General features: G+C 60.1%; 24 protein-coding genes. 12 read left to right on the top strand and 12 right to left on the bottom strand.

Translation table 11 applies throughout. The features are described from left to right. Positions 1 to 840: 840 nt before the first annotated feature. The 3 genes from dnaA to ASF70_RS07670 all read left to right on the top strand — a co-directional run bounded on the left by dnaA (position 841) and on the right by ASF70_RS07670 (position 3,751). Positions 841 to 2,409 (top strand): chromosomal replication initiator protein DnaA, encoded by a 1,569-nt coding sequence (gene dnaA, locus ASF70_RS07660; protein WP_062454037.1) that lies wholly within the window; start codon positions 841 to 843, stop codon positions 2,407 to 2,409. Positions 2,410 to 2,534: 125 nt separating this feature from the next. Then, the gene (locus tag ASF70_RS07665; protein ID WP_062454926.1) at positions 2,535 to 3,152 is read left to right on the top strand and encodes a LysE family transporter; all 618 of its coding nucleotides are present in this window, start codon (positions 2,535 to 2,537) and stop codon (positions 3,150 to 3,152) included. A 5-nt stretch (positions 3,153 to 3,157) separates the two neighbouring features. Then, positions 3,158 to 3,751, top strand: a complete 594-nt coding sequence (locus ASF70_RS07670) for a class I SAM-dependent methyltransferase (protein WP_062578819.1) — start codon at positions 3,158 to 3,160, stop codon at positions 3,749 to 3,751. On the opposite strand, the gene hemW is transcribed toward ASF70_RS07670, so the two are convergent. From hemW to rph, 4 genes are all read right to left on the bottom strand, one after another. Beyond that, positions 3,752 to 4,915, bottom strand: coding sequence for a radical SAM family heme chaperone HemW (hemW, locus tag ASF70_RS07675; protein WP_062454924.1), 1,164 nt, complete (start codon positions 4,913 to 4,915; stop codon positions 3,752 to 3,754). A gap of 36 nt (positions 4,916 to 4,951) precedes the next feature. Next, a complete protein-coding gene (gene rdgB / locus ASF70_RS07680) occupies positions 4,952 to 5,596 on the bottom strand; it encodes an RdgB/HAM1 family non-canonical purine NTP pyrophosphatase (RefSeq protein ID WP_062578821.1) in 645 nt (214 codons plus the stop codon). An 8-nt stretch (positions 5,597 to 5,604) separates the two neighbouring features. Next, positions 5,605 to 6,009, bottom strand: coding sequence for a VOC family protein (locus tag ASF70_RS07685; protein WP_062578823.1), 405 nt, complete (start codon positions 6,007 to 6,009; stop codon positions 5,605 to 5,607). A 122-nt stretch (positions 6,010 to 6,131) separates the two neighbouring features. After that, the gene (gene rph, locus ASF70_RS07690; protein ID WP_062578824.1) at positions 6,132 to 6,851 is read right to left on the bottom strand and encodes a ribonuclease PH; all 720 of its coding nucleotides are present in this window, start codon (positions 6,849 to 6,851) and stop codon (positions 6,132 to 6,134) included. Between the two features lie 133 nt (positions 6,852 to 6,984). Between rph and hrcA the strand changes: the two genes are divergently transcribed. Beyond that, positions 6,985 to 8,064: a heat-inducible transcriptional repressor HrcA gene (gene hrcA / locus ASF70_RS07695; protein WP_062454032.1), complete on the top strand. Its 1,080-nt coding sequence runs from the start codon at positions 6,985 to 6,987 to the stop codon at positions 8,062 to 8,064. 89 nt (positions 8,065 to 8,153) lie between these two features. Continuing rightward, complete coding sequence (grpE, locus tag ASF70_RS07700; RefSeq protein ID WP_062454031.1) at positions 8,154 to 8,792, top strand: nucleotide exchange factor GrpE; 639 nt, start codon at positions 8,154 to 8,156, stop codon at positions 8,790 to 8,792. Positions 8,793 to 8,864: 72 nt separating this feature from the next. Here grpE and ASF70_RS07705 read toward each other — a convergent pair whose 3' ends face one another. The 7 genes from ASF70_RS07705 to lptC form a co-directional block, all read right to left on the bottom strand. Beyond that, positions 8,865 to 9,101: a hypothetical protein gene (locus tag ASF70_RS07705; protein WP_062454030.1), complete on the bottom strand. Its 237-nt coding sequence runs from the start codon at positions 9,099 to 9,101 to the stop codon at positions 8,865 to 8,867. Between the two features lie 139 nt (positions 9,102 to 9,240). Continuing rightward, positions 9,241 to 9,705, bottom strand: a complete 465-nt coding sequence (ptsN, locus tag ASF70_RS07710; RefSeq protein WP_062454029.1) for a PTS IIA-like nitrogen regulatory protein PtsN — start codon at positions 9,703 to 9,705, stop codon at positions 9,241 to 9,243. A gap of 61 nt (positions 9,706 to 9,766) precedes the next feature. Continuing rightward, positions 9,767 to 10,339, bottom strand: coding sequence for a ribosome-associated translation inhibitor RaiA (gene raiA / locus ASF70_RS07715; RefSeq protein ID WP_062454028.1), 573 nt, complete (start codon positions 10,337 to 10,339; stop codon positions 9,767 to 9,769). Between the two features lie 228 nt (positions 10,340 to 10,567). Next, positions 10,568 to 12,151, bottom strand: a complete 1,584-nt coding sequence (rpoN, locus tag ASF70_RS07720; protein WP_062578827.1) for an RNA polymerase factor sigma-54 — start codon at positions 12,149 to 12,151, stop codon at positions 10,568 to 10,570. 166 nt (positions 12,152 to 12,317) lie between these two features. After that, positions 12,318 to 13,079, bottom strand: a complete 762-nt coding sequence (gene lptB, locus ASF70_RS07725; RefSeq protein WP_244474022.1) for an LPS export ABC transporter ATP-binding protein — start codon at positions 13,077 to 13,079, stop codon at positions 12,318 to 12,320. A 57-nt stretch (positions 13,080 to 13,136) separates the two neighbouring features. Next, positions 13,137 to 13,685, bottom strand: coding sequence for an LptA/OstA family protein (locus ASF70_RS07730; protein WP_062454026.1), 549 nt, complete (start codon positions 13,683 to 13,685; stop codon positions 13,137 to 13,139). A 12-nt stretch (positions 13,686 to 13,697) separates the two neighbouring features. After that, positions 13,698 to 14,375: an LPS export ABC transporter periplasmic protein LptC gene (gene lptC, locus ASF70_RS07735; protein ID WP_062578831.1), complete on the bottom strand. Its 678-nt coding sequence runs from the start codon at positions 14,373 to 14,375 to the stop codon at positions 13,698 to 13,700. Positions 14,376 to 14,588: 213 nt separating this feature from the next. Between lptC and sppA the strand changes: the two genes are divergently transcribed. The 3 genes from sppA to ASF70_RS07750 all read left to right on the top strand — a co-directional run bounded on the left by sppA (position 14,589) and on the right by ASF70_RS07750 (position 16,386). Beyond that, positions 14,589 to 15,545, top strand: a complete 957-nt coding sequence (sppA, locus tag ASF70_RS07740) for a signal peptide peptidase SppA (protein ID WP_062578834.1) — start codon at positions 14,589 to 14,591, stop codon at positions 15,543 to 15,545. A 47-nt stretch (positions 15,546 to 15,592) separates the two neighbouring features. After that, positions 15,593 to 15,892: an integration host factor subunit beta gene (locus tag ASF70_RS07745; protein ID WP_062454023.1), complete on the top strand. Its 300-nt coding sequence runs from the start codon at positions 15,593 to 15,595 to the stop codon at positions 15,890 to 15,892. 116 nt (positions 15,893 to 16,008) lie between these two features. Then, the gene (locus ASF70_RS07750) at positions 16,009 to 16,386 is read left to right on the top strand and encodes a lipopolysaccharide assembly protein LapA domain-containing protein (RefSeq protein ID WP_062580121.1); all 378 of its coding nucleotides are present in this window, start codon (positions 16,009 to 16,011) and stop codon (positions 16,384 to 16,386) included. Between the two features lie 10 nt (positions 16,387 to 16,396). Here the strand turns inward: ASF70_RS07750 and ASF70_RS07755 are convergent, their stop codons facing one another. Beyond that, on the bottom strand, positions 16,397 to 16,867 hold the full coding sequence (locus ASF70_RS07755) for a carbon monoxide dehydrogenase subunit G (RefSeq protein WP_062578836.1): 471 nt from the start codon (positions 16,865 to 16,867) through the stop codon (positions 16,397 to 16,399). Between the two features lie 124 nt (positions 16,868 to 16,991). Between ASF70_RS07755 and ASF70_RS07760 the strand changes: the two genes are divergently transcribed. The 4 genes from ASF70_RS07760 (at position 16,992) to ASF70_RS07775 (ending at position 21,389) form a co-directional block, all read left to right on the top strand. Then, entirely contained in the window at positions 16,992 to 18,200 is a 1,209-nt protein-coding gene (locus ASF70_RS07760) for a class I SAM-dependent methyltransferase (RefSeq protein WP_062578838.1), read from the top strand. Continuing rightward, the gene (locus ASF70_RS07765) at positions 18,197 to 19,054 is read left to right on the top strand and encodes an RNA methyltransferase (RefSeq protein WP_062578840.1); all 858 of its coding nucleotides are present in this window, start codon (positions 18,197 to 18,199) and stop codon (positions 19,052 to 19,054) included. Before ASF70_RS07760 ends, ASF70_RS07765 begins: the two co-directional genes overlap by 4 nt. Next, positions 19,054 to 19,560, top strand: a complete 507-nt coding sequence (gene lspA, locus ASF70_RS07770) for a signal peptidase II (RefSeq protein WP_062578843.1) — start codon at positions 19,054 to 19,056, stop codon at positions 19,558 to 19,560. The genes ASF70_RS07765 and lspA overlap by 1 nt, the downstream gene beginning before the upstream one ends. A 95-nt stretch (positions 19,561 to 19,655) precedes the next feature. Beyond that, positions 19,656 to 21,389 carry an ATP-binding protein gene (locus ASF70_RS07775; RefSeq protein ID WP_062578844.1) on the top strand — a complete coding sequence of 578 codons (1,734 nt, stop codon included), beginning with the start codon at positions 19,656 to 19,658 and terminating at the stop codon, positions 21,387 to 21,389. The last annotated feature ends 35 nt before the right edge of the window (positions 21,390 to 21,424 follow it).

Raw genomic sequence — 21,424 nt, forward strand, 5'->3', positions numbered from 1 at the left:
TTTAGCGTGCATGCATCAAAAGCCTGGTCGGTCGACCGGGCTTTTTGTGATTCTCGGCCCTTTGCACTTCGTTAACCGGCTCAGTAACGGTTACGTGTCAGGTGCGTGACAGATTTTCCCGATGAATTACAAAGGCTTATGAGAGGTCTGCCCAAGTCTGGCGGCAATTCCGCCAACCCGCCGCCTGCTTTCTGAGTCAAGGTTTTTTTTATTTTTTCTCTGAATCGTACCATCAGAAATAGATGGATTTTGAATCCCATTGATTCAACTGGGATTCTTCTCCGCAACCCTCCGGCCATTCAAATCGCACCCGGAGAGTCAACGGTCGCGCTCGGATTTTGCGTAAAATTCATCATTGATCTTGCCATTTGATCCTGCCTAAATGGCTTTTAGCGAGAGGCATGGAGATCACTCCTAGAGCCTGCCGGCAACCGCTCGACACCGAGCGGCCCGGGGACTTTAAGCAGCTTGCGGCGAGATGTTTTTCTCGTTTCCTTATTTAACCGATGGTTGCAAGCCGGAAATTGGCTTTTCCGGCAACAGCTGAACTTATGCGTGACGGGGCCGACTGGGGAGTCGGAAGAAGGCAGTGGGAAGTCAGCGGCTCTTCATAACGAGGATGGAGCGTGCGCTGAGTTGCGGGTTGGCTCCCGCAGGTCTGGATCAGACGAGGTGATCCGGATCGATCTTTGATGGTCCGGGCGGTTGGCCTGGAAGTTTGATCGATGGGGAAGGGCAGTCGTCGTTTCCGCACGGAGACGGGCTGTCGGACGTAGTTAAAAAGAATGTGTCCTGGCGGGAAACAGAACCGCCGGGCTCCTATGGAAAAGGCGGCGAATAATGCAAATGAATAACGTATCGGCTCGTGCAACCGGCAACGGGGGCAATGCACGACAGGCGTTTGATTCCGTTTGCGCACAGGCGGCAGGGGAAACACCAGTTATGAAGCATGATGCTCTTTTCGAGCGATTCAGTGTGCGTCTTAAAGCACAGGTCGGCCAGGATGTTTACGCAAGCTGGTTTGCAAGACTTAAGCTTCACACCGTCTCGAAGAGTGTCGTCAGGCTCACGGTGCCCACGACGTTTCTGAAGTCTTGGATCAACAACCGTTATCTTGATCTGATCACGTCGATCTTCCAGGCGGAAGATGCCGAGATCCTCAAGGTGGAGATCTTGGTCCGCACGGCAACCCGCGCTGCAAAGCCGGTATCGGATGTCCAGGACGGCGTCATTGGCTCGGATGCTCCGGCACCTGTCGCGTCGCAACGCCCGTCTGCACCGCGTGAGATCGGCAAAATCGCCACGTTCCCGACGGCCGCGTCCACCCCGGTTCGCCAGTCCTCGCAGCCCGGCCCGTTGTTCGGTTCGCCACTCGACAGCCGTTATACGTTCGACACGTTCGTTGAAGGCGCCTCGAACCGCGTGGCGCTTGCCGCTGCCAAGACGATTGCGGAAGCCGGTGCCGGTGCCGTGCGTTTCAACCCGCTGTTTATTCATTCCGGTGTCGGTCTCGGCAAGACCCACCTTCTGCAGGCCATCGCCAACGCCGCCGTCGGCAGCCCCCGCATGCCGCGCGTGGTCTATCTCACCGCCGAATATTTCATGTGGCGTTTCGCAACCGCGATCCGCGACAATGATGCCCTGACGCTCAAGGACAGCCTGCGCCATATCGATCTGTTGATCATCGACGACATGCAGTTCCTGCAGGGCAAGATGATCCAGAACGAATTCTGCCATCTGCTCAACATGCTGCTCGACAGCGCCAAGCAGGTCGTGGTTGCTGCCGACCGCGCGCCCTGGGAGCTGGAATCGCTCGATCCGCGGGTTCGCTCGCGTCTGCAGGGCGGCGTGGCCATCGAGGTCGAGACGCCGGATTACGATATGCGCATGGAAATGCTCAAAGGTCGTCTCGCGGCTGCCCAGCAGGATGATCCATCGCTCGATATCCCGCACGAAATTCTCGATCACGTCGCACGCAGCGTCGTCAGCACCGGTCGCGAACTGGAAGGCGCGTTCAACCAGCTGCTGTTCCGTCGCTCGTTTGAGCCGAACCTCTCGATCGAGCGCGTCGACGAGCTTCTCGCCCATCTGGTCGGCGCCGGGGAAGCAAGGCGCGTCCGGATCGAGGATATCCAGCGCGTCGTGGCACGCCATTACAACGTCTCGCGGCAGGAACTGGTCTCCAACCGCCGCACCCGCGTCATCGTCAAGCCGCGCCAGGTCGCCATGTACCTCTCGAAAACCATGACGCCGCGCTCCTTCCCGGAAATCGGCCGTCGGTTTGGTGGCCGCGACCATACGACCGTGCTGCATGCGGTTCGCAAGATCGAGGACCTGATCTCGGGCGACAGCAAGCTCAGCCACGAGGTCGAGCTTCTGAAGCGCTTGATCAACGAAAACAATCTGTGATCATCGACTGACCGACCGAAGCCGGCTCTTACCCATCGGATGAGAGCCGGCTTTTGTTTGTCCGGGCGTTGACGGGATTTGGCTTCTGGCGCACACCAATTTTTCTGGTGTGCGAGGAGCGTGTCGTGTTTCTTTTATCCGTGGCGACCATCTGGGCTGTCGCCTGCATTACCCCCGGGCCAAATACGCTGCTGGTGATCCGCTATTGCCTCACAGCACCGCGCAGGGTTGCCCTTACGGCAGCCATGGGAACGATTACCGGAACATGCCTGTGGGGCTTTGCGGGCTGGCTCGGGATCAATGCCCTGTTTCAGGCAGCCCCTTTCGCCTATGTCGCGCTGAAGATCGTCGGCGGTCTTTATCTCGTATGGCTCGGCCTGCGCGTCTTCATGGACGTCCGGAAGGCCCGGACAACGCCCGAATTTGCCCCCACAGAACGCGAGATACCGCTGAGGAAGGCTTACCGACTGGGGCTTGCGACCAACCTCGCCAACCCGAAATCGGCTCTCTTCGTTGCCTCGCTGTTTGCCGCTACCATGCCGGCGGGCACGCCGTTTCTCTACGGGCTAGCGGCAATCGCTGTCATGGTCGCGGTTTCGGCCTGTTACTATACGTTTCTGGTCGGCCTGATCACCCATCCGCGGGTAGCGAGCGCCTATCTCAAGGCCAAGCAGAAGATCGACCTCGGCGTTGCCACCGTCTTCGTCGGCTTCGGCACCAAGCTTCTCCTGTCACAAAAGTAAAAGCCATGGCGGAGCACGATCAGACCCTCCGCTTCTACGCCGACAATGCGAAGGCCTATGCCGGTTATCGGGAAAAGGCGAACGAGATCAGGCTGGAAGCATTTCTCTCCCGCATCTCTCCGGGTGCCCTAATTCTGGAACTCGGCTGCGGCAATGGCCGCGACAGCGGTTTCATGATTGAACGCGGCTTTGACGTCACCCCGACGGATGGCGTTGCGGAAATGGCAGAGCAAGCCTCGCGCCGCCTGGGGCGCACGGTTGCGGTACTGCGCTTCGGGGATATCGCCAGCGTGGCGGCCTATGACGGCGTCTGGGCCAATGCCTGCCTTCTCCACACGCCGATAAACGATCTTGCCGATATCCTTGCCCGCATCCATCGGGCGCTGCGCCCTGGCGGCATTTTCTACGCAAGCTACAAGACCGGCGGCGAAGAGATGACGGATGCGATAGGTCGCTATTACAACAACCCGTCGCGGCCCTGGCTCGAACAGGCCTACAGGACCGTCACGTGGTCATCGCTCGAGATAAGCACGAACGACGGCAGCGGCTATGATGACCGGCCGACCGAATGGCTGCATGTGACGGCGGTAAAGGCCTAGTCAGCAGGCGAGGTCGGCAACAACAGCATCGAGGATCAGCATGCCGGACGGCGTGCAGCGCAGCCTGGAATTTCCCAGCCGCTCGATAAAGCCGTGTTCCAGAAGCCGCTCTTCGCGGACCGGGTCCGGATCGCGGCCGGAAAGCTCCTGCCAGCGCGCCAGGTCGACGCCTTCGGTCAGGCGCAGTCCCATCAGAAGCAACTCGTCCGCCTGCTCGTCGAAGCCTAGCAGTTCCTGGTCGACCATGCCGTGGCCTTGTGTCTCGACCTGGTCCAGCCAGGTTTCCGGACGTCGCTCGGTGGCGGTGGCGATCTTGTCGCGTCCCCGCGTCAGGCGACCATGCGCACCAGGGCCGATGCCGGCATAGTCGCCATAGCGCCAGTAGGTCAGGTTGTGCCGGCTTTCAGCACCCGGCTTGGCGTGGTTGGAAACCTCGTAGGCCGGCATGCCATGCGCGGCCGTGATCTCCTGCGTCGCCTCGTAGAGCAGCGCCGACTGCTCATCATCTGGAACGATCAGCTTGCCGGCCTTGTGCAGGCCGTAGAACGGCGTGCCTTCCTCGATCGTCAGCTGATAGAGGGAAAGGTGATCGACGGCATAGGAAATGGCCTGCTTCAGCTCCGCTTCCCAGGCCTCCACCGTCTGCTTGGGACGGGCGTAGATCAGGTCGAACGACATGCGCGGAAAGATCTCGCGTGCCAGCTTGATCGCCTTCAGCGCGTCTGCCACGTCATGCAGGCGGCCGAGGAATTTGAGATCCGTATCGTTGAGCGCCTGCACGCCCATCGAGACCCGGTTGATGCCGGCAGCCCGGTAGCCGCGAAAGCGTTCCGCCTCGACGCTGGAAGGGTTGGCTTCCATCGTGATCTCGATCCCGTCAGGCACATGCCAGTGCTGCGCGATCCCGTTGAGGATCGCCCCGACGGTTGAAGGATCCATCAGCGAAGGCGTACCGCCGCCCAGAAAGATGCTCGTGACCGTCTTCGGCCCGCTCATCTTCCGCATCGTTTCCATCTCTTTCAGAAACGCGGCGGTGTAGCGGAGCTGATCCACGGGCTGGTGGCGGACATGGCTGTTGAAATCGCAATAGGGGCATTTGGCCGCGCAAAACGGCCAGTGCACGTAAACGCCGAAGCCCGGCTCACCCGTGTCGGGTAGCAGCATGCCGGGAAAAAGGGGAGCGACGGCGTTCAATGGGGATCAGGCCTCCAGGCAGGTTTCAACGAACAGCTTGAAGGCACGCGCCCGGTGCGAAAGCGCATCTTCATCGCCGGGCTTCCAGCCGTGCTTTTCCTCGCTGGTCATTTCACCAAACGTGGTCTTATGGCCTTCCGGCTGGAAGATCGGGTCGTAACCGAACCCGGCATCACCCCGCGGCGGCCAGGCGACAACGCCCTCGACATCGCCGCGGAAGAGTTCGGTGTGGCCATCCGGCCAGGCAAGGCAGAGAACGCTCACAAAACGGCAGCTGCGCTTGTCGGGCGTGGTCGCACCCTTTTCCTGCAGCGCGTCTTCCACCTTCTGCATCGCCATCGCGAAATCACGGCTGCCATCCTCGCGCTCGGCCCAGTTGGCGGTATAGACACCGGGAGCACCGTCCAGCGCATCGATGACGATGCCGCTATCGTCGGAAAGGGCGGGCAGGCCGGACGCCTTGGCAGACGCAAGCGCCTTGATCGCCGCATTTTCCTCAAACGTCGTGCCGGTCTCGTCCGGTTCCTCGAACTTCAGCTCGGCCGCAGACTTCGCCGAAAAGCCGAACGGACCGATCAATTCGGCAATCTCGCGGATCTTGCCGGCATTGTGGCTGGCAACGACGATCGTTTTCGTCTCAAGCTTGCGCATGAAGGTTCCTATAGATTCCAGAGCCTCGGCTCTGCGCATTCCAGGCTGTTGCCGGCCGGGTCGCGGAAATAGAGGGATCGGGCGCCGGTTGGCCAGCGAAAATCGCTTTCAATCACGATGCCCGCCTTGTTGAGCTTTTCTGCCATTCTGTCAATCGCCGGGCCTTCCATACGAAAGCACACATGCCCCGGGCCTGCCGTGCCGTGCGGCGGAACCGGCAGCGCATCATCAGGCGGCGGCTTCAGCGTCTCGGCGCGATTGAAGATCAACAGGATGCCGGGTCCGCATCGGTAAAACACGTGGCGATCGCCGGCCCGCAACACCCGTTCAAGCCCGAGCAGTTCACCGTAAAAGGCTTCCGCCGCATCGAGATCATCGACATAGAGCGCTGTTTCGAGAATGCTGTCGATCAAAACAGTGGCTCCCTTGTCTGATGCTGCCCGCCATGAAGGCGGGGGAGGAGGTTCGATCGAGAGGTAGTCTCTCCGGAAAGGAAGACTGCCCCTCGCAACTCTTGGATCAGCCAGCGTTGAAATCAGCCGCCGATCGCCTGCTTCTGCAGAGCTACCAGTTCCCGGGTGCCGTCCTGTGCCAGCGACAGCAGGTTGAGGAGTTCCTCCTGGCTGAAGGGGACACCCTCGGCCGTGCCCTGAATCTCGACGATGCCGCCGCTACCCGTCATGACGAAATTCGCGTCTGTCTCGGCGGCCGAATCTTCGAGATAGTCGAGATCGATGACCGGCTGGCTTGCAAAGATGCCGCACGAGATCGCCGCGACATGGTCTTTCAGAACCTTGTCGAGCTTGATCATCGAGCGGGTGTCCATCCATTTCAGGCAATCATACAGCGCCAGCCAGCCGCCGGTGATGGCCGCCGTACGGGTGCCGCCATCGGCCTGGATCACGTCGCAGTCGATGGTGATCTGCTTTTCGCCAAGCGCGGAAAGATCGACCACGGCGCGCAGCGAACGGCCGATCAGGCGCTGGATTTCCTGGGTGCGGCCACCCTGCTTGCCGGTCGCAGCCTCGCGCTTCATCCGGTCGCCGGTGGCGCGCGGCAGCATTCCGTATTCGGCGGTGACCCAGCCCTTGCCGGAATTGCGCAGCCACGGCGGCGTCTTTTCTTCAAGGCTTGCGGTGCACAGAACATGGGTATCGCCGAACTTGACGAGACAGGAGCCCTCGGCATGCTTGGAGAAATTGCGCTCGAACGAAATCTTGCGCATCTGATTTGTCTGTCTGCCTGAAGGCCGCATCCGTCACTCCCTGGATTATTGTTTCCGCCTTCTAAGGCTCGGAGCCGGCATTTGCAAAGAATTTCCCTTTTGCGGATGCGCAAGTGAGCGACTATATCTGGGAGATGAGATTAGCAGCATGGTAAAGGGGCCAATGGTATTTCCGGGACTGACGGGTCGCGACAACGGCTCCGTGCTTGATGATCGTTCGCGGGAAATCTTTCGCCGCATCGTGGAAAGCTATCTGGAATCCGGCGAGCCGGTCGGTTCGCGCAATCTGTCGCGACTTCTGCCAATGTCGCTGTCACCGGCTTCCGTGCGCAACGTCATGAGCGATCTCGAAGAGCTCGGCCTCATCTACTCGCCGCATATCAGTGCAGGCCGCATGCCGACCCAGACGGGCCTGCGCTTCTTTGTCGATGCCTTCATGCAGGTCGGCAATCTCTCGGAAGAAGACCGCGCCAGCATCGACCGGCAGATCCGTCCGCCGGATCGCGATCAGACGCTCGAAAACCTGATGGCCGATGCAAGCCTGATGCTGTCTGGCGTCTCGCGCGGCGCCGGCATCGTCATCACCGCCAAGAACGATCCCGTCCTCAAACATGTCGAGTTCATCCGCCTGGAGCCCACCAAGGCGCTCGCCGTCCTCGTTGGCGATCATAACCAGGTGGAGAACCGCATCATCGATCTGCCGGCCGGCGTAACCTCGTCGCAGCTTGGCGAGGCCGCAAATTTCCTCAACGCGCATCTCGCCGGCCAGACGCTGCCGGAATTTCGCGGCCAGATGAAAATGCTGAAGGAACAGGTCGCAAGCGAGCTTCACACGCTGTCGCATGATCTGGTGGAGCGAGGCCTCGCCTTCTGGTCGGGCGATCAGGAGGACGGAAAGCCGGGCCAGCTTATCGTCCGCGGCCGGGCAAACCTCTTGGAAGGTCTGGCTGACGTCAGCGATCTCGATCGGCTGCGTCTGCTGTTTGACGATCTCGAAAAGAAGGACAGCCTGATCGAGATCCTCGACCTTGCCGAAAAGGGGCCGGGCGTGCGGATCTTTATCGGTTCGGAAAACAAACTGTTCTCTCTATCCGGCTCCTCGCTCATCGTTGCGCCCTATCGTGATGGCGAGGAACGCATCGTCGGCGCGGTCGGCGTGATCGGCCCAACCCGGCTGAATTACTCGCGCATTGTGCCCATGGTGGATTACACGGCGCAGCTGCTTGCAAGGCTATCCCGCTAGGATGTTCCCAAGCCCTTGATTTTTTCGCCCCGAACCTCGATATCGGGCGCAACCACCCTTCCAGATTCCAATACGCACCGGAGACCGTCATGACCGACGAAACCAAGAAGAACGGACCTGACGCAGCTGCTGTCGAAAACACGGCGGAAGCCGTAGCATCCGCTCTCGAAGACGCCGCCGATCAGAGCGCAGGGGAAGCCTTCTTCGCGCAGGAGCCCGATCCGATCGATGTGCTCAAGGCTGAAAATTCCGATTTGCGAGACCGTTTCATGCGGCTTGCTGCAGAGATGGACAACCTTCGCCGCCGCACCGAGCGTGAAGTAAAGGATGCCAAGTCCTACGCCGTCTCGGGCTTTGCCCGCGACATGCTGGCCGTCTCGGACAATCTGCGCCGCGCGCTCGACACTGTTCCGGCAGACAAGCGTGCCGGAGCCGATGCGACGCTGACGAGCCTGCTTGAAGGCGTCGAAATGACCGAGCGTGGCATGCTGTCGACACTCGAGCGGCACGGCGTCAAGAAGATCGATGCCGAAGGCGAGAAGTTCGATCCGAACTTCCATCAGGCCATGTTCGAGATCCCGAATGCGGACGTACCCAACAACACTGTCATGCAGGTCGTCCAGGCCGGCTTCATTATTGGCGAACGCGTCTTGCGCCCGGCCATGGTCGGCGTCGCCAAGGGCGGCCCGAAGGTTGAAGCAGCGGCGGCTGAAGACAAGAAGGACTGAGCTCCTTAGAGCCTTTCCAAGAAAAATGGGCGCCTCGGGCGCCCATTTGCGTTTGGCGACCGCGGGTAAGGATCAGTGCGTCGTATCCAGCGAAACATGCGCCAGGGAACGGATCAGGGCCAGTTCCGAATTGAGATGGGCTCGGGTCTTCTTGTCCGCATCGCCGATCAGTCCCTCCTGACCATCGGCAATTTTGAAGATTGCATCGAGCTCATCGAGAAGATGGGGATCCTTGATCGCCAGCAGGATGATAACCGCCTTGAGCAGTCTGTCATTCGCAGCGATCCTGGCACGTATGTCGTCATTCATGTCTATCTCCTTCAACGGGAAAGACATGTGGCGAATTTGACAAAAGGCAATTCTAAAGAGGGCTCGAAAACAAGATTAGCCGCTCCATTCGAGGGCGAACGGGCGGCTTTACTCTATAGAAAAGGAGTATAGAGTCGCCTCAGGCGGCGTGGTTTGCCTGTTCTGCATTCAGAAAGGCGTAGATTGCCGACGCGGAATCGGTCTTGCGAAGCTTGGCGACGAGATCCTGATCGCGCAATACGCGGGCAATACGCGAAAGCGCCTTCAGGTGGTCGGCACCGGCGCCCTCTGGGGCGAGCAGCAGGAACACAAGATCGACCGGCTCGTCATCAAGCGCTTCGAAGTCGATCGGCGATTCCAGGCGGGCGAACACGCCCTTGATGGACGATATGCTGCTGAGCTTGCCATGTGGGATGGCAATGCCGTGGCCAACGCCCGTCGACCCCAGCCGCTCCCGTTGCAGGATGACGTCGAAGATCTCCCGCTCGGGAACACCCGTCAGCTTGGCCGCTTTCACAGCAAGTTCCTGAAGAAGCTGCTTCTTGGAGGTCACTTTAAGGGCAGGAACAATCGCATCTTGCTGCAGCAAATCCGCCAAAGCCATTCTTATCATCCTTTTGCCGCGAAGGGCGAAGAGAGCGCCAAAGGCGCTCTCCCGAGAGTTTTTAGTTCTTCATACCGGTGGAATCGATCCAACCGATATTTCCGTCATTGCGCCGGTACACGATGTTCAGCTCCTTTCCAGGGCTGCGGAACAACAGGACCGGTTCGTCCGTCATGTCGAGCGCCATCACGGCGGTCGCAACGGACATGGTCATCAACTGCTTCGTGCTTTCCGCAACGATTGTCGGTGCGAAATCGTCTGGCACGTCGTCTTCTTCATCCGGTACCCGGTCCATGACCGTGTAAGCCACTTCGGAAAAACCGTTCGCGTGATTGCCGGCGTGATGGTCCTTCAGTCGACGCTTGTAGCGACGAAGGCGTTTTTCGATCCGCTCCGCTGCAGCATCGAAACTTGCCTGTGGATCATTCGCTTCTCCGGCCGCATGCAGGACGATCCCGGTATCGAGATGCACCTTGCAATCTGCCGAAAAACGCGAGCCGGACTTCTCGACGATCACCTGACCCGAATACCCCCCGTCGAAGTATTTGGTCACTGCACCGCCGATGTGGTCCTCGATCTTCTGTCGAAACGAGTCGCCGATTTCCATATGTTTACCGGATACACGCACACTCATGGAGTTACTCCTTATTGTCGTGACTTGCATGTTCCAGTCTACGCCAACCGGCCTCTTGATCCAAGCGGTTCACGAATGGCAGGGCCAAATTGGTTTGGGAATTGGTTTAGATCCCGTGTCGCCCGGTCAGGTTGCGGCGGGTCTCTAAACTGCCATTAACGGAATGTCAATCTGTGCGGCACGTGTGGCGAATACCGGGTCGCCTATGACTGCACTCGATATGTGAGGCTAGAACGCTGCCAGTTTCGCGATGGCGCGCTTTTCCCGCCTGCGTTGCACCGATGACGGAATGTTCATCGCCTCGCGATATTTCGCCACCGTCCGGCGCGCAAGTTCGACACCGCCCTGTTTGAGGCTGATGACAATGTCGTCATCCGACAGGACGGCACTCGGCAGCTCCTGAGAAATCAACAACCGGATGCGATGCCGCACCGATTCGGCCGAATGGGTGTCTCCACCTTCTTCCGCCGAGCCGATCGACACTGTGAAGAAGTATTTCAGTTCGAACAGGCCGCGTGGCGTCAGCACATACTTGTTGGAGGTGACGCGGCTGACGGTGGATTCGTGCATCTTGATGGCCTCTGCCACCGTCTTCAGGTTGAGTGGTCGCAGGTGATCGACGCCGTGCAGCAGGAAGGCATCCTGCTGGCGTACGATCTCGCTTGCCACTTTCATGATCGTCTTGGCGCGCTGGTCGAGGCTGCGGGCGAGCCAGTTCGCCGTCTGCATGCAGTCCGACAGAAAATTGTGATCTTCGCCGTTCTTCGGGCAGTGTTTGGAGACCGTGTTGAAATAGGTCTGGTTGACCAAAACGCGCGGCAGGGTATCGGGATTGAGTTCGACGTTCCATCCACCATCAAGCGATGGCCGGACCACGACATCAGGTGAGATAGACTGCGAGAACCCGCCCTCGAAGCCCGCACCCGGCTTCGGGTTGAGCTTGCGGATTTCAGCCATCATGTCGATCAGATCTTCGTCGTCCACGCCGCAGATCTTGCGCAGAGACGCAAAGTCACGCTTGGCGAGAAGATCGAGGTGATCGATCAGCGCTGCCATGGCCGGGTCCAGGCGGTCGTTCTGGCGCAACTGGATCGCCAGGCATTCGCTCAGGCTACGGCAAAATACCCCGGGTGGATCGAAGGTTTGCAGCTGAATGAGAACGGCCTCTACCGCCTCCGGCGCCTTGCCGAGACGGGCCGCGACCTCTTCGATGTCGCCCTGGAAATAGCCGGCATCGTCCAGCTGGTCGAGCAGGTCCTGGGCGATCAACCGGTCGCCCGGGGTGGTCACCACGAAAGGCAGCTGTTGTCCGAGATGATCGCGCAGGGTCACCTGACCCGCAACGAAATCGTCGAGGTCGTAGTCCTCGCCGGCATCGCCGCCGGGCATCGATTTCCACTGGCCGAGAAGTTCGGGCGCGTCCGGCCGCTGTGCCGGTGCGTCGTCGGGAAACACGTTTTCAAGGCTGGCATCGAGGTGATCGCCAAGCTTGGCCGTGCCGTCGCGGGTTGCGCTCTCATACCAGTCGAGGGAGCCGATATCGGCTTGCGCCGCCGACTGGCCTTCGAACGGTCCGTCATCCTCGCGCGAACCGGAAAACTCCAGATCGCGGGGATCAAGCCCGCCTAAATCCGCATCACCATCGCCGTCGCCTGCCGCTATTTCGAGCAGCGGATTTTTCTCGACTTCCTGCGCAATGAACTGGTTGAGTTCAAAATGCGTCATCTGCAGCAGCTGAATGGACTGCATCAGCTGCGGTGTCATCACCAGCGATTGGCTCTGTCGCAGAAAAAGACTGGCAGATAACCCCATGGCGGACGCGAAACTCCCGTGATCTCCTTAAAATCATGCGGTCATCGCACGATAGTCGAGAGGGAGACACCGAGATTACGGCGCCATCCTTCAACTGGCACAAGAATTGCTTTTTTGATAGATTTGGTCAAGCGGCACGAAGCGGGAAAGTGGATTCTTTCTGGCCTCAGAGGCTGAACTTGTCGCCAAGGTAAAGACGACGAACATCCGGATTGTTGACGATATCGTCGGCCCTGCCATGCGTCAGGACTTCGCCTGCGTGAATAATGTAGGCGCGGTCGATGAGACCCAGCGTTTCGCGGACGTTGTGATCCGTTATCAGTACCCCGATACCGCGCGCCGTCAAGTGGCGAACCAGGTTCTGGATGTCGGAAACGGAAATCGGGTCGACACCGGCAAACGGCTCGTCCAGCAGCATGAAGGCAGGGTCGGTCGCCAGCGCGCGGGCGATCTCGAGGCGACGCCGTTCGCCACCCGACAACGCGACAGCCGCGGACTTGCGCAACTGGCTGATGTGGAATTCGTCCAGCAGCTCGTCGAGCTTCGCTTCCCGCTTGTCGCGGTTCGGTTCATGCACTTCGAGAACCGCCCGGATATTGTCTTCGACGGACAGTCCGCGAAAGATTGAGGCTTCCTGGGGCAGGTAGCCGACGCCGAGACGTGCACGCCGATACATCGGCATATGCGTCACCTCGTTGCCATTGATGGCAATCATGCCCTCATCGACAGGCACAAGCCCGGTGATCATGTAGAAACACGTCGTCTTGCCGGCGCCGTTCGGTCCGAGCAGGCCGACAGCCTCGCCCTTGCGCACGACCAGCGATACGCCGTTCACCACGCGCCGCGTGTCATAGGTCTTGGAAAGACCATGCGCCACCAGCGTACCCTCATAGCGCGCCTTGTCGCGTGCAATGAAAGGTTCGGTCACGGGCGACCGGTCGGCAGACCGGTTGGAGAGGAAAGGTATTTTCAAGGGCTTGGATTTCTATTGCTTAGGCCGCGACTTCGGGTCGAGCATAATTTCCACGCGGCCACCGCAGGAATCGAGCTTCGCCTGTCCGGTCGCCATCTGCACGGTCAGCTTGCAGCCGCGAAACACGTTGGCGCCTTCGGAAAGCACCACTTGCTTGCCGGAAAGCACGAAGGTCTGCGAGGTCATGTCGAACTCGCCCTTTTCGGCGGTCGCCTGCTGAGTGCCCGAGGTGAGGAAAACGGTGTCGTCGAGAAAGATCTTGTCGATGTCGGTGCTGCCGGAGGTCACCGAAGCGCCTTCACCTTTGTAAAGCACGGTCATCTTGCCGGCCTTCATCGTGGTCGTACCCTGCACCACCTGCACATTGCCGGTGAAGAAGGCACGTTTTTCCTGATCCTTGATTTCCAGCTGGTCGCTCTGGATCTGGATCGGCGCATCGTTGGAAAGCTTCAAGCCTTCCATCTTGCTGCTGGTGGTCTGGGCGGTCGCGCTGAAGGCAAGGCCGAACACGAGTCCGGTGGCCATCACGGCGGAAGAGATACGAAAGAGTCGATTCGTCATTGCGGCCGTGCCCTATTTGCCTTGGTTGCGGATGCGGGCAGGGTCGAGGTCGACCTGAACCTTGCCGATCAGGGTGATTGTGTGTCCCTTATCCGTTATCTTCAGGGAGTTCGCAACAATGGAACCCGCGTCCATGGAGATTTTGACCGGGTCCGGCGTATCCATCAATCCACCCGGTATATCGAGGCGGGCGGATTGGAAGCGCGCAGTAATCCCGTTGGACAAATTAACGTCGAATGGTTTGGTAAGATCCAGCTTGTCGGCGCCACGATCGAAGTCGGCTCCGGCGGCCGTGACACGCGCAACGACCTCGTCATTGATCGGCACGGCCGCCTTGACATTTTCGAGGCTGATCATGTTCGGGTTCTGGATATCCTGCAATGCGCGGTTGGCAATCATCGAATAGCTGATGCCGTCGCTGTTGCGGCCGGAAATCGCGGGCCGTTCCATGACGATCTTGCCATTTTCGATGCGCGCGCTTTCGATCGACAGGTTTTCCGGCAGATAGGCGCGCACGATCGCCACCCCGATAAAGGCGGCGGAGATGATGGCTGCACTGATCGGCAGGAATATCTTGAGCTTGCGCACCCTTGCGGAATGGGCAAGTGCCGACTGATAGATATCGTCGGGCGACTGCCCGATCGCACGGGAAGCGCCGGCCAGGGCTGGGTTGCGGATATGCTGCAGCATTCTGCTCGTCCGGTCCTTTCCGGCAAGATTTGTCGTAAAGATGACTGGGCCGCCTGCGTTGAGATCGACGTAAGCGGCGCTAGTTGTTCACCTGCGGCCTCAATATGGTTTTTATCGTTCAACAAACAATAATGGACAACATAAAAACGTGATATGCCCGCTTGAAACAAAAAGCCGGACCCTATTTGGGCTGGCTCGCTATGAGGATTGAGAATGGATCAGATGGGGATTGCTGAACGGCGCCAGTTGCGTCGGAAACTGAGTTTCTGGCGGGTTGCGGCCCTTGTGTTTCTCGTCGGCATCGGTTTCGCGCTGTATCGGGTCACGGTCGGCGCCAGTGGCAACTCCGCGGTCGCGCACGTCGCCCGCGTCGATATATCAGGCATGATCCTCGACGACAGGGAATTGCTGGAGCGATTGGAGAAGATCGCCGAAAGCAGCCAGGCAAAGGCGCTCATCGTCTCGATCAATTCTCCGGGCGGAACGACCTATGGCGGCGAGCGCATCTTCAAGGCCATCCGCCATATCGCGCAAACCAAGCCCGTTGTCTCGCAGGTCCGCACCCTTGCCGCATCCGCAGGCTACATGATTGCGTCTGCTGGCGATCATATCGTCGCCGGCGAAAGCTCCATCACCGGCTCGATCGGCGTCATCTTCCAGTATCCGCAGGTCGATGAAGCCCTGAAAAAGATCGGCGTGTCGCTGGAGGAGATCAAGTCGGCGCCGCTCAAGGCCGAACCGTCGCCCTTCCATCCTGCCAGCGAAGAAGCAAAGACGATGATCCGCAACATGGTGATGGACAGCTACGCTTGGTTCGTCGATCTCGTGGCCGATCGCCGCAACATGCCACGCGACGAAGTTCTGAAACTCGCTGACGGTACGATCTTCACGGGCCGTCAGGCGCTTGCCGTCAAGCTGGTCGATGAACTCGGCGGCGAAGACGAGGTCCGCGCCTATCTTGCGACCCGAGGTGTGGCCGAAAGCCTGCCCGAAGTGGAATGGAAGGATGGCAAATCCTCGTCCTCATTCTGGTTCGCCAGTGCCGTGGCGCAGTTTTTCCGCATGACCGGACTGGGCGACCAGCTTTCCCCGGCAGCGCTTCGGATCTTCGGCTCCGACAAGTTGTTCCTTGACGGTCTGGTTTCCGTTTGGCAGGTTGGAAGCGACTGAAAGCCTAATTTTTTCAGGGGGCACCTAACTTTTTTCAGGGGGCATAAGTGATCAAATCTGAACTGGTGCAGATCGTTGCAGCGCGCAATCCGCATCTCTACCATCGTGACGTCGAGAATATCGTCAATGCGGTCCTCGACGAGATCACTGATGCTCTCGCCGGCGGAAACCGGGTCGAGCTGCGTGGCTTCGGCGCGTTTTCGGTAAAGAACCGTCCGTCGCGCTCCGGCCGCAATCCGCGCACAGGCGAAAGCGTCTTTGTCGAGGAAAAATGGGTGCCGTTCTTCAAAACGGGCAAGGAATTGCGCGAGCGCCTCAACCCGGATTTGGCCGACGAGGACGATTGATCGCCTCGAAGGCAGGCGTCACACTTGAAAGCATGACGCCGCCCTCTATTCTGCACTGGACGCCGGCAGCGATGACGGCGATCCATCGTTTGATTGTCACTTGCCGGGAGAAAACCATGACCAAGTTCAAGAGGATCGTGAGCCTCGTGATCTTTGTGCCCCTCGGCATCGTTTTGATCGTGCTGGCCGTCGCCAACCGTCAAAGCGTCACGCTCGCGCTCAATCCCTTCCGTCCGGAAGACAGCCTGTTGTCGCTGACGGCGCCGCTGTTTCTGCTGCTGTTCCTGGCCGTCCTGTTCGGGATGGCGCTCGGCTCGTTCGTGACCTGGTGGAGCCAGGGCAAACATCGCCGACAGGCGCGGATCGAAGCGCGCGAAGCCGTCCGACTGCAAAAGGAGAACACTGCCGCGGCCAAGCCGTCGCCGTCAGTCGTTCCGGCCAACCAGGCCATTGTTCCCGCCCCGGCCAGCAACGCCGCGCTTCCAGCCAGATAATGACCCGCGGTCAGAGCCCCTCGGTTCTGGCCTCCGCTGTCTTGGCGATGACCGCTGCGTTGAAATCCGCAAAGAATTTTGCTGCCAGCTTCTCGGTTGTCGACCGCACGAGCTTGGATCCGAGCTGCGAGATCCGTCCTCCGGTTTGCGCACGCGCGATGTAATGCAGCACGGTCTCAGTCCCGTCTTCCTCAAGCCGCACGTCAGCCGCGCCCTTGGCAAAGCCCGCAATGCTTCCCTGACCCTCGGCGGCGAGTGTGTAGCTTTCTCCCGCCTCAATGTTCGAAAGCGTGATCGTGCCGGCAAGGCCGAGCGAGATCAGGCTAAAGCGAACCTTGATACTGGCGGCAAGTTCGTTGTCCGAAGTCCACTCCAGACGCTCGCAACCGGGAATGCACTGGCGGATGGTTTCGGCATCGTTCAGCGCCCGCCACACGATGTCCCGCGGCGCCGCGATCCGTTCCTGCCCTTCGATATCCATCTCGATCTCCCGTTTCGCTGATTAGATAGGCGTCGAAGCGAGCGAAAACAGATCTGACGCTATTGCCGGCTTTGAAGAACGCGGCACAGATGCTATCTGCTGCGAAAGACAAGAACCCGAGCGGATGATCGCAGTGAAGAACAAGGAAAGGCGGCCGACCGGCAAGCGCCCGGAGAAGCCAGCAGCCAAGGGCGCGCCTAAGTCGCCTGCCAAAAGCCCGGACAAGCGCCGCAGCGAAGCGGGCAGCCGTCCGGCCGTTGCCGCAACCCGTACCAGGTCGACCGGCCCCCAGGCTGCGCGCTCCGAAGGTCGGGTCGAAGCCCAAACCACCCAGTCGCGCCGTCCTGACAGGCCACAGGCACAACCGCACGTGCCCGTCGAAACGCGTCCGCTTCTTGCCCGCAGCGGCGATCTGCCAGCCGAACGCGTGCCGATCATTCTGGAATCGTCCGGCGCCGGCGATTTCCACCTGATCGACACCGGCCGCGGCCTGAAGCTTGAGCAATACGGCGATTACCGCGTCGTGCGCCCGGAAGCCCAGGCCCTGTGGCAGCCGACGCTTGCCGACGATATCTGGGAAAATGCCGACGCGATCTTTACCGGCGATACGGATGAAGACGGCATGGGCCGCTGGCGCTTTCCGGCGCAGACGCTTGGAGAAACCTGGCCGCTCGCCCTTCTCGGCATCGATTTCCACGGCCGCTTTACCGCCTTTCGCCATGTCGGCGTCTTCCCGGAACAGATCGTCCATTGGGAGTGGATGAAGGAACGCGTCGAGGAGGCCGCCAAGGCCGGGCGCACCCTGAAAGTCCTCAACCTGTTCGGCTATACCGGCGTCGCCTCGCTCGTGGCGGCAGCCGCCGGTGCCGAAGTCACCCATGTCGATGCGTCGAAAAAGGCGATCGGCTGGGGTCGCGAAAACCAGTCCTTGTCGCGTCTGGAAAAGGCACCGATCCGCTGGATCTGCGAAGACGCGATGAAGTTCATCCTGCGCGAGGAACGCCGCGGCAACACCTACGACATCATCCTCACCGATCCGCCGAAATTCGGCCGCGGTCCAAATGGCGAGGTCTGGCATCTGTTCGACCATTTGCCGCTGATGCTCGATGTCTGCCGGCAGCTCCTGTCGCCCAAGGCGGTCGGGTTGGTGCTGACGGCCTATTCGATCCGCGCCAGCTTCTATTCCATCCATGAACTGATGCGCGAAACCATGCGCGGCGCAGATGGCGTTGTGGAATCGGGCGAACTCGTCATCCGGGAAGCGGGCCTTGACGGCAAAGTCCGTGGCCGCGCGCTTTCCACCTCTCTTTTCAGCCGTTGGGTACCCGCATGAGCGATAATTTTCACAGAAACGGGCCACGGCGCGTCGGGCAGGTGAAGGAAGTCACCTCGCTCGCCAACCCCATCATCAAGGAAATCAAGCTTCTCACCGACAAGAAGCACCGGGAAGAAGCCGGTGCCTTCATGGCGGAGGGGCTGAAACTGGTCATCGATGCGCTGGAACTTGGCTGGTCGATCCGCACGCTCGTCTATGCCAAGGCTGCCAAGGCCAAGCCGCTGGTCGAACAGGTTGCGGCAAAGACCGTTGCTGATGGCGGCCTCGTTCTCGAGGTCAGCGAAAAGGTCCTGTCGTCGATCACGCGCCGCGACAATCCGCAGATGGTGGTCGGTATTTTCGAGCAGCGCTGGGCACGGCTTGCCGATCTGAAGCCTCAGGCTGACCAGACATTCGTCGCGCTCGACCGCGTCCGCGATCCGGGCAATCTCGGCACGATCATTCGCACGGCCGATGCCGCCGGCGCCTCCGCCGTGCTTCTGGTCGGGGAAAGCACCGACCCGTTCTCGCTGGAAACAGTGCGCGCCACGATGGGCTCGATTTTCGCAATGCCGGTCATCCGCTGCTCTGCGGAAGAATTCTTAAGCTGGCAAAAGGGAGCGGGCGTCAGCGTCGTCGCCACCCATCTGGCCGGCGCCGTCGATTATCGCACGGCGGACTATACCCGCAAACCGGTCGTTCTCCTGATGGGCAACGAGCAGTCCGGCCTGCCAGACAGCCTTGCCCGCGCCGCCGATCGCACGGTCAAAATTCCGCAGCAGGGCAGGGCGGACTCGCTCAATCTCGCGGTCGCGACGGCCGTCATGCTGTTTGAAGCCCGCCGCCATCTGCTGACGCTGGAGGATAAATAATGACCGCTCGCGTTGGTCTCCTGTCGCGACCCATCAGTGCGGTCATCTTCATCATCATCGCCGTGCTGCTCGACCAGGCGATCAAGATCGCCGTCGAAAATTCGCTGCCGCTCGAGCAGATGGTGCCGGTCATTCCGTTTCTGGCGCTCTACCGCACCTATAATATGGGCGTTGCCTTCTCGCTTCTGTCCGGCATGGAGAGGGAGTTCATCATCGGCATGCGCCTCGTCATCGTCGCCTTCGTGCTGTGGCTCTGGCGCCGCACGCCCAAGGACCGGCCCTTTGCCCATCTGGGCTATGCGATGATCATCGCCGGTGCGATCGGCAATCTGATCGATGGCATCGTTTACGGGCACGTGGTGGATTACATCCTGTTTCACACCGCCACCTGGTCGTTTGCCGTGTTCAATCTCGCGGACAGTTTTATCAGCGTCGGTGCAGGTCTCGTCATTGTCGACGAGCTGTTCGGTCCCAAAGCGGCGGCATCCGTAGACGAGCAGAAGTAATTTTGCTCGACGGATAATTGTGAAATCGAGCGATTGGCATAATTTTACCGGATTGATCTAAGACTTCGGAAGGAAACCTCGGGTAATCTTTCCGTATGCGCGACATCGCCGAAATACAGAACCGTATCTCACAGGCCTTCACGTCGCTCGCGCCGAAGGACGGGTCTGACGACGCCGCATGGAATGGAGTGCCCCGCACGCCGGAGCAGCCGGTCGCGGCGAACGTCCAGAGACATCCAGGCGCTCTTCGCGCACTCTTCACGAAAATCCTCAAATGGCGCCGCCCACAGGCCATTGCTGCCGACGTCTCGGGCTCTCCGCAGATTGCCAACGTCGTCCATGAGCTACGAACGCCACTGAACGGCATCCTTGGGATGACCCACCTCTTGGGTCAGACGAAGCTGACGGCGGAGCAGCAGAATTACTTGAGCGGTATCCGCCAGTCCGGCTACGCCCTGGCTCAACTGGTCGAAGATCTGCTGGATCATTCCACGATGGAGGCCGGCCGGTTCCGTCTCAACAACCGTGCAGCGGATCTGCGCCAGCTGATCGAAGGTGTCGTGGAAATGCTCGCTCCCCGCGCCCATGGCAAACGGATCGAGATCGCCGCCACCGTATCCGCCGCCGTGCCGGAGCTTCTCGACTTCGATCCTGCCCGCATTCGCCAGGTTCTGTTCAACGTCATCGGCAACGCCGTCAAGTTCACGACCACAGGCGGCGTGCTGGTTCGAGCCTTCATCGAGAACGAGACCGTGGCGATTTCTGTTGCTGATACCGGCCCGGGCATGACCGAGGAAGAGCAGACCCGGATCTTCGGTGCGTTCGAACAGGCAGGATCGGCGGAAACGCGCAGCGGCGGCACAGGTCTCGGCCTCGGCATCGCCTCTCGCATCCTCGCCGAATTCGGCGGCTCGCTGTCGGTCTCCAGCCGCAAGGGCAATGGCAGCGTTTTCACTATCCGCTATCCCATGCGTCTGGCCGAGGATGCGCCGGCCGGTGCTGCCGTTCGCAACCGCTCGCTGTTTGGCTCTCGCGTGCTTCTGCTCGCGCCAGATGGTCCGGCCGCCTTTGCGACCGTTTCCAGCATCGAAACACTCGGCGGCCGTGGGAGGCATGTGTCCGATCCCGCCCAGGTGCAGCTATTGATCGATCGGGCCAAAGCGACAGGCTCGCCCTATACCGATCTCATCGTCGACCACCGACTGGCCTCCGACTACGCGTGGGAACCGTCGCACGCGCCGCTGCACCGTATTCTACTGGTCAATCCGGAGGAAAGGGCGTCGCAACCTCAGGAATATTTCGATGCCTGGCTGATCCGGCCGCTGCGCGAAAAATCGCTGGTCGATGTCCTCAGTGGCCGCATGCGTGGTTTTGGCGCCCGCGACCGCCCGGTAATGGACGTGCCGGCTCCTGAAAATTCAAACTCGGTCGATCGCAAGCGGGAAGCCGGTCCGGCCCTCGATATTCTTCTCGGAGAAGACGATCCCGTCAGTGCGCTTCTGGTCGCCGCGGTTCTGCGCAAGGCAGGGCACACGGTTCGTTCCGTGGAGGATTTCGGAAGTCTCATCGAAGCCCTTGGCGAAAACCGCCCGGATGTCGTTCTCTGCGACATGCATATGCCCGGCGGCAACATCATGGATCTCATCTCTGCCGCCTCCAGAACCGCGCTGCAGCCGGTCCCCGTCATGGTGCTGACAGCCGAAAGCCGCGGCGAGGCGCGGCGCAAAGTCATCGATCAGGGCGCCTGCAAAGTGCTTCAGAAGCCGCTCGATCCGGCTGTTCTGATTGAGGAATTGCGTCTTTTTGCGCAGGCTTCCAGCACGTCCTGACAGTCGCGTTGACGGGCCTTGCACCACTTCCTATT

The sequence above is a fragment of the Rhizobium sp. Leaf321 genome (genome assembly GCF_001423215.1).
Lineage (GTDB): Bacteria > Pseudomonadota > Alphaproteobacteria > Rhizobiales > Rhizobiaceae > Neorhizobium > Neorhizobium soli.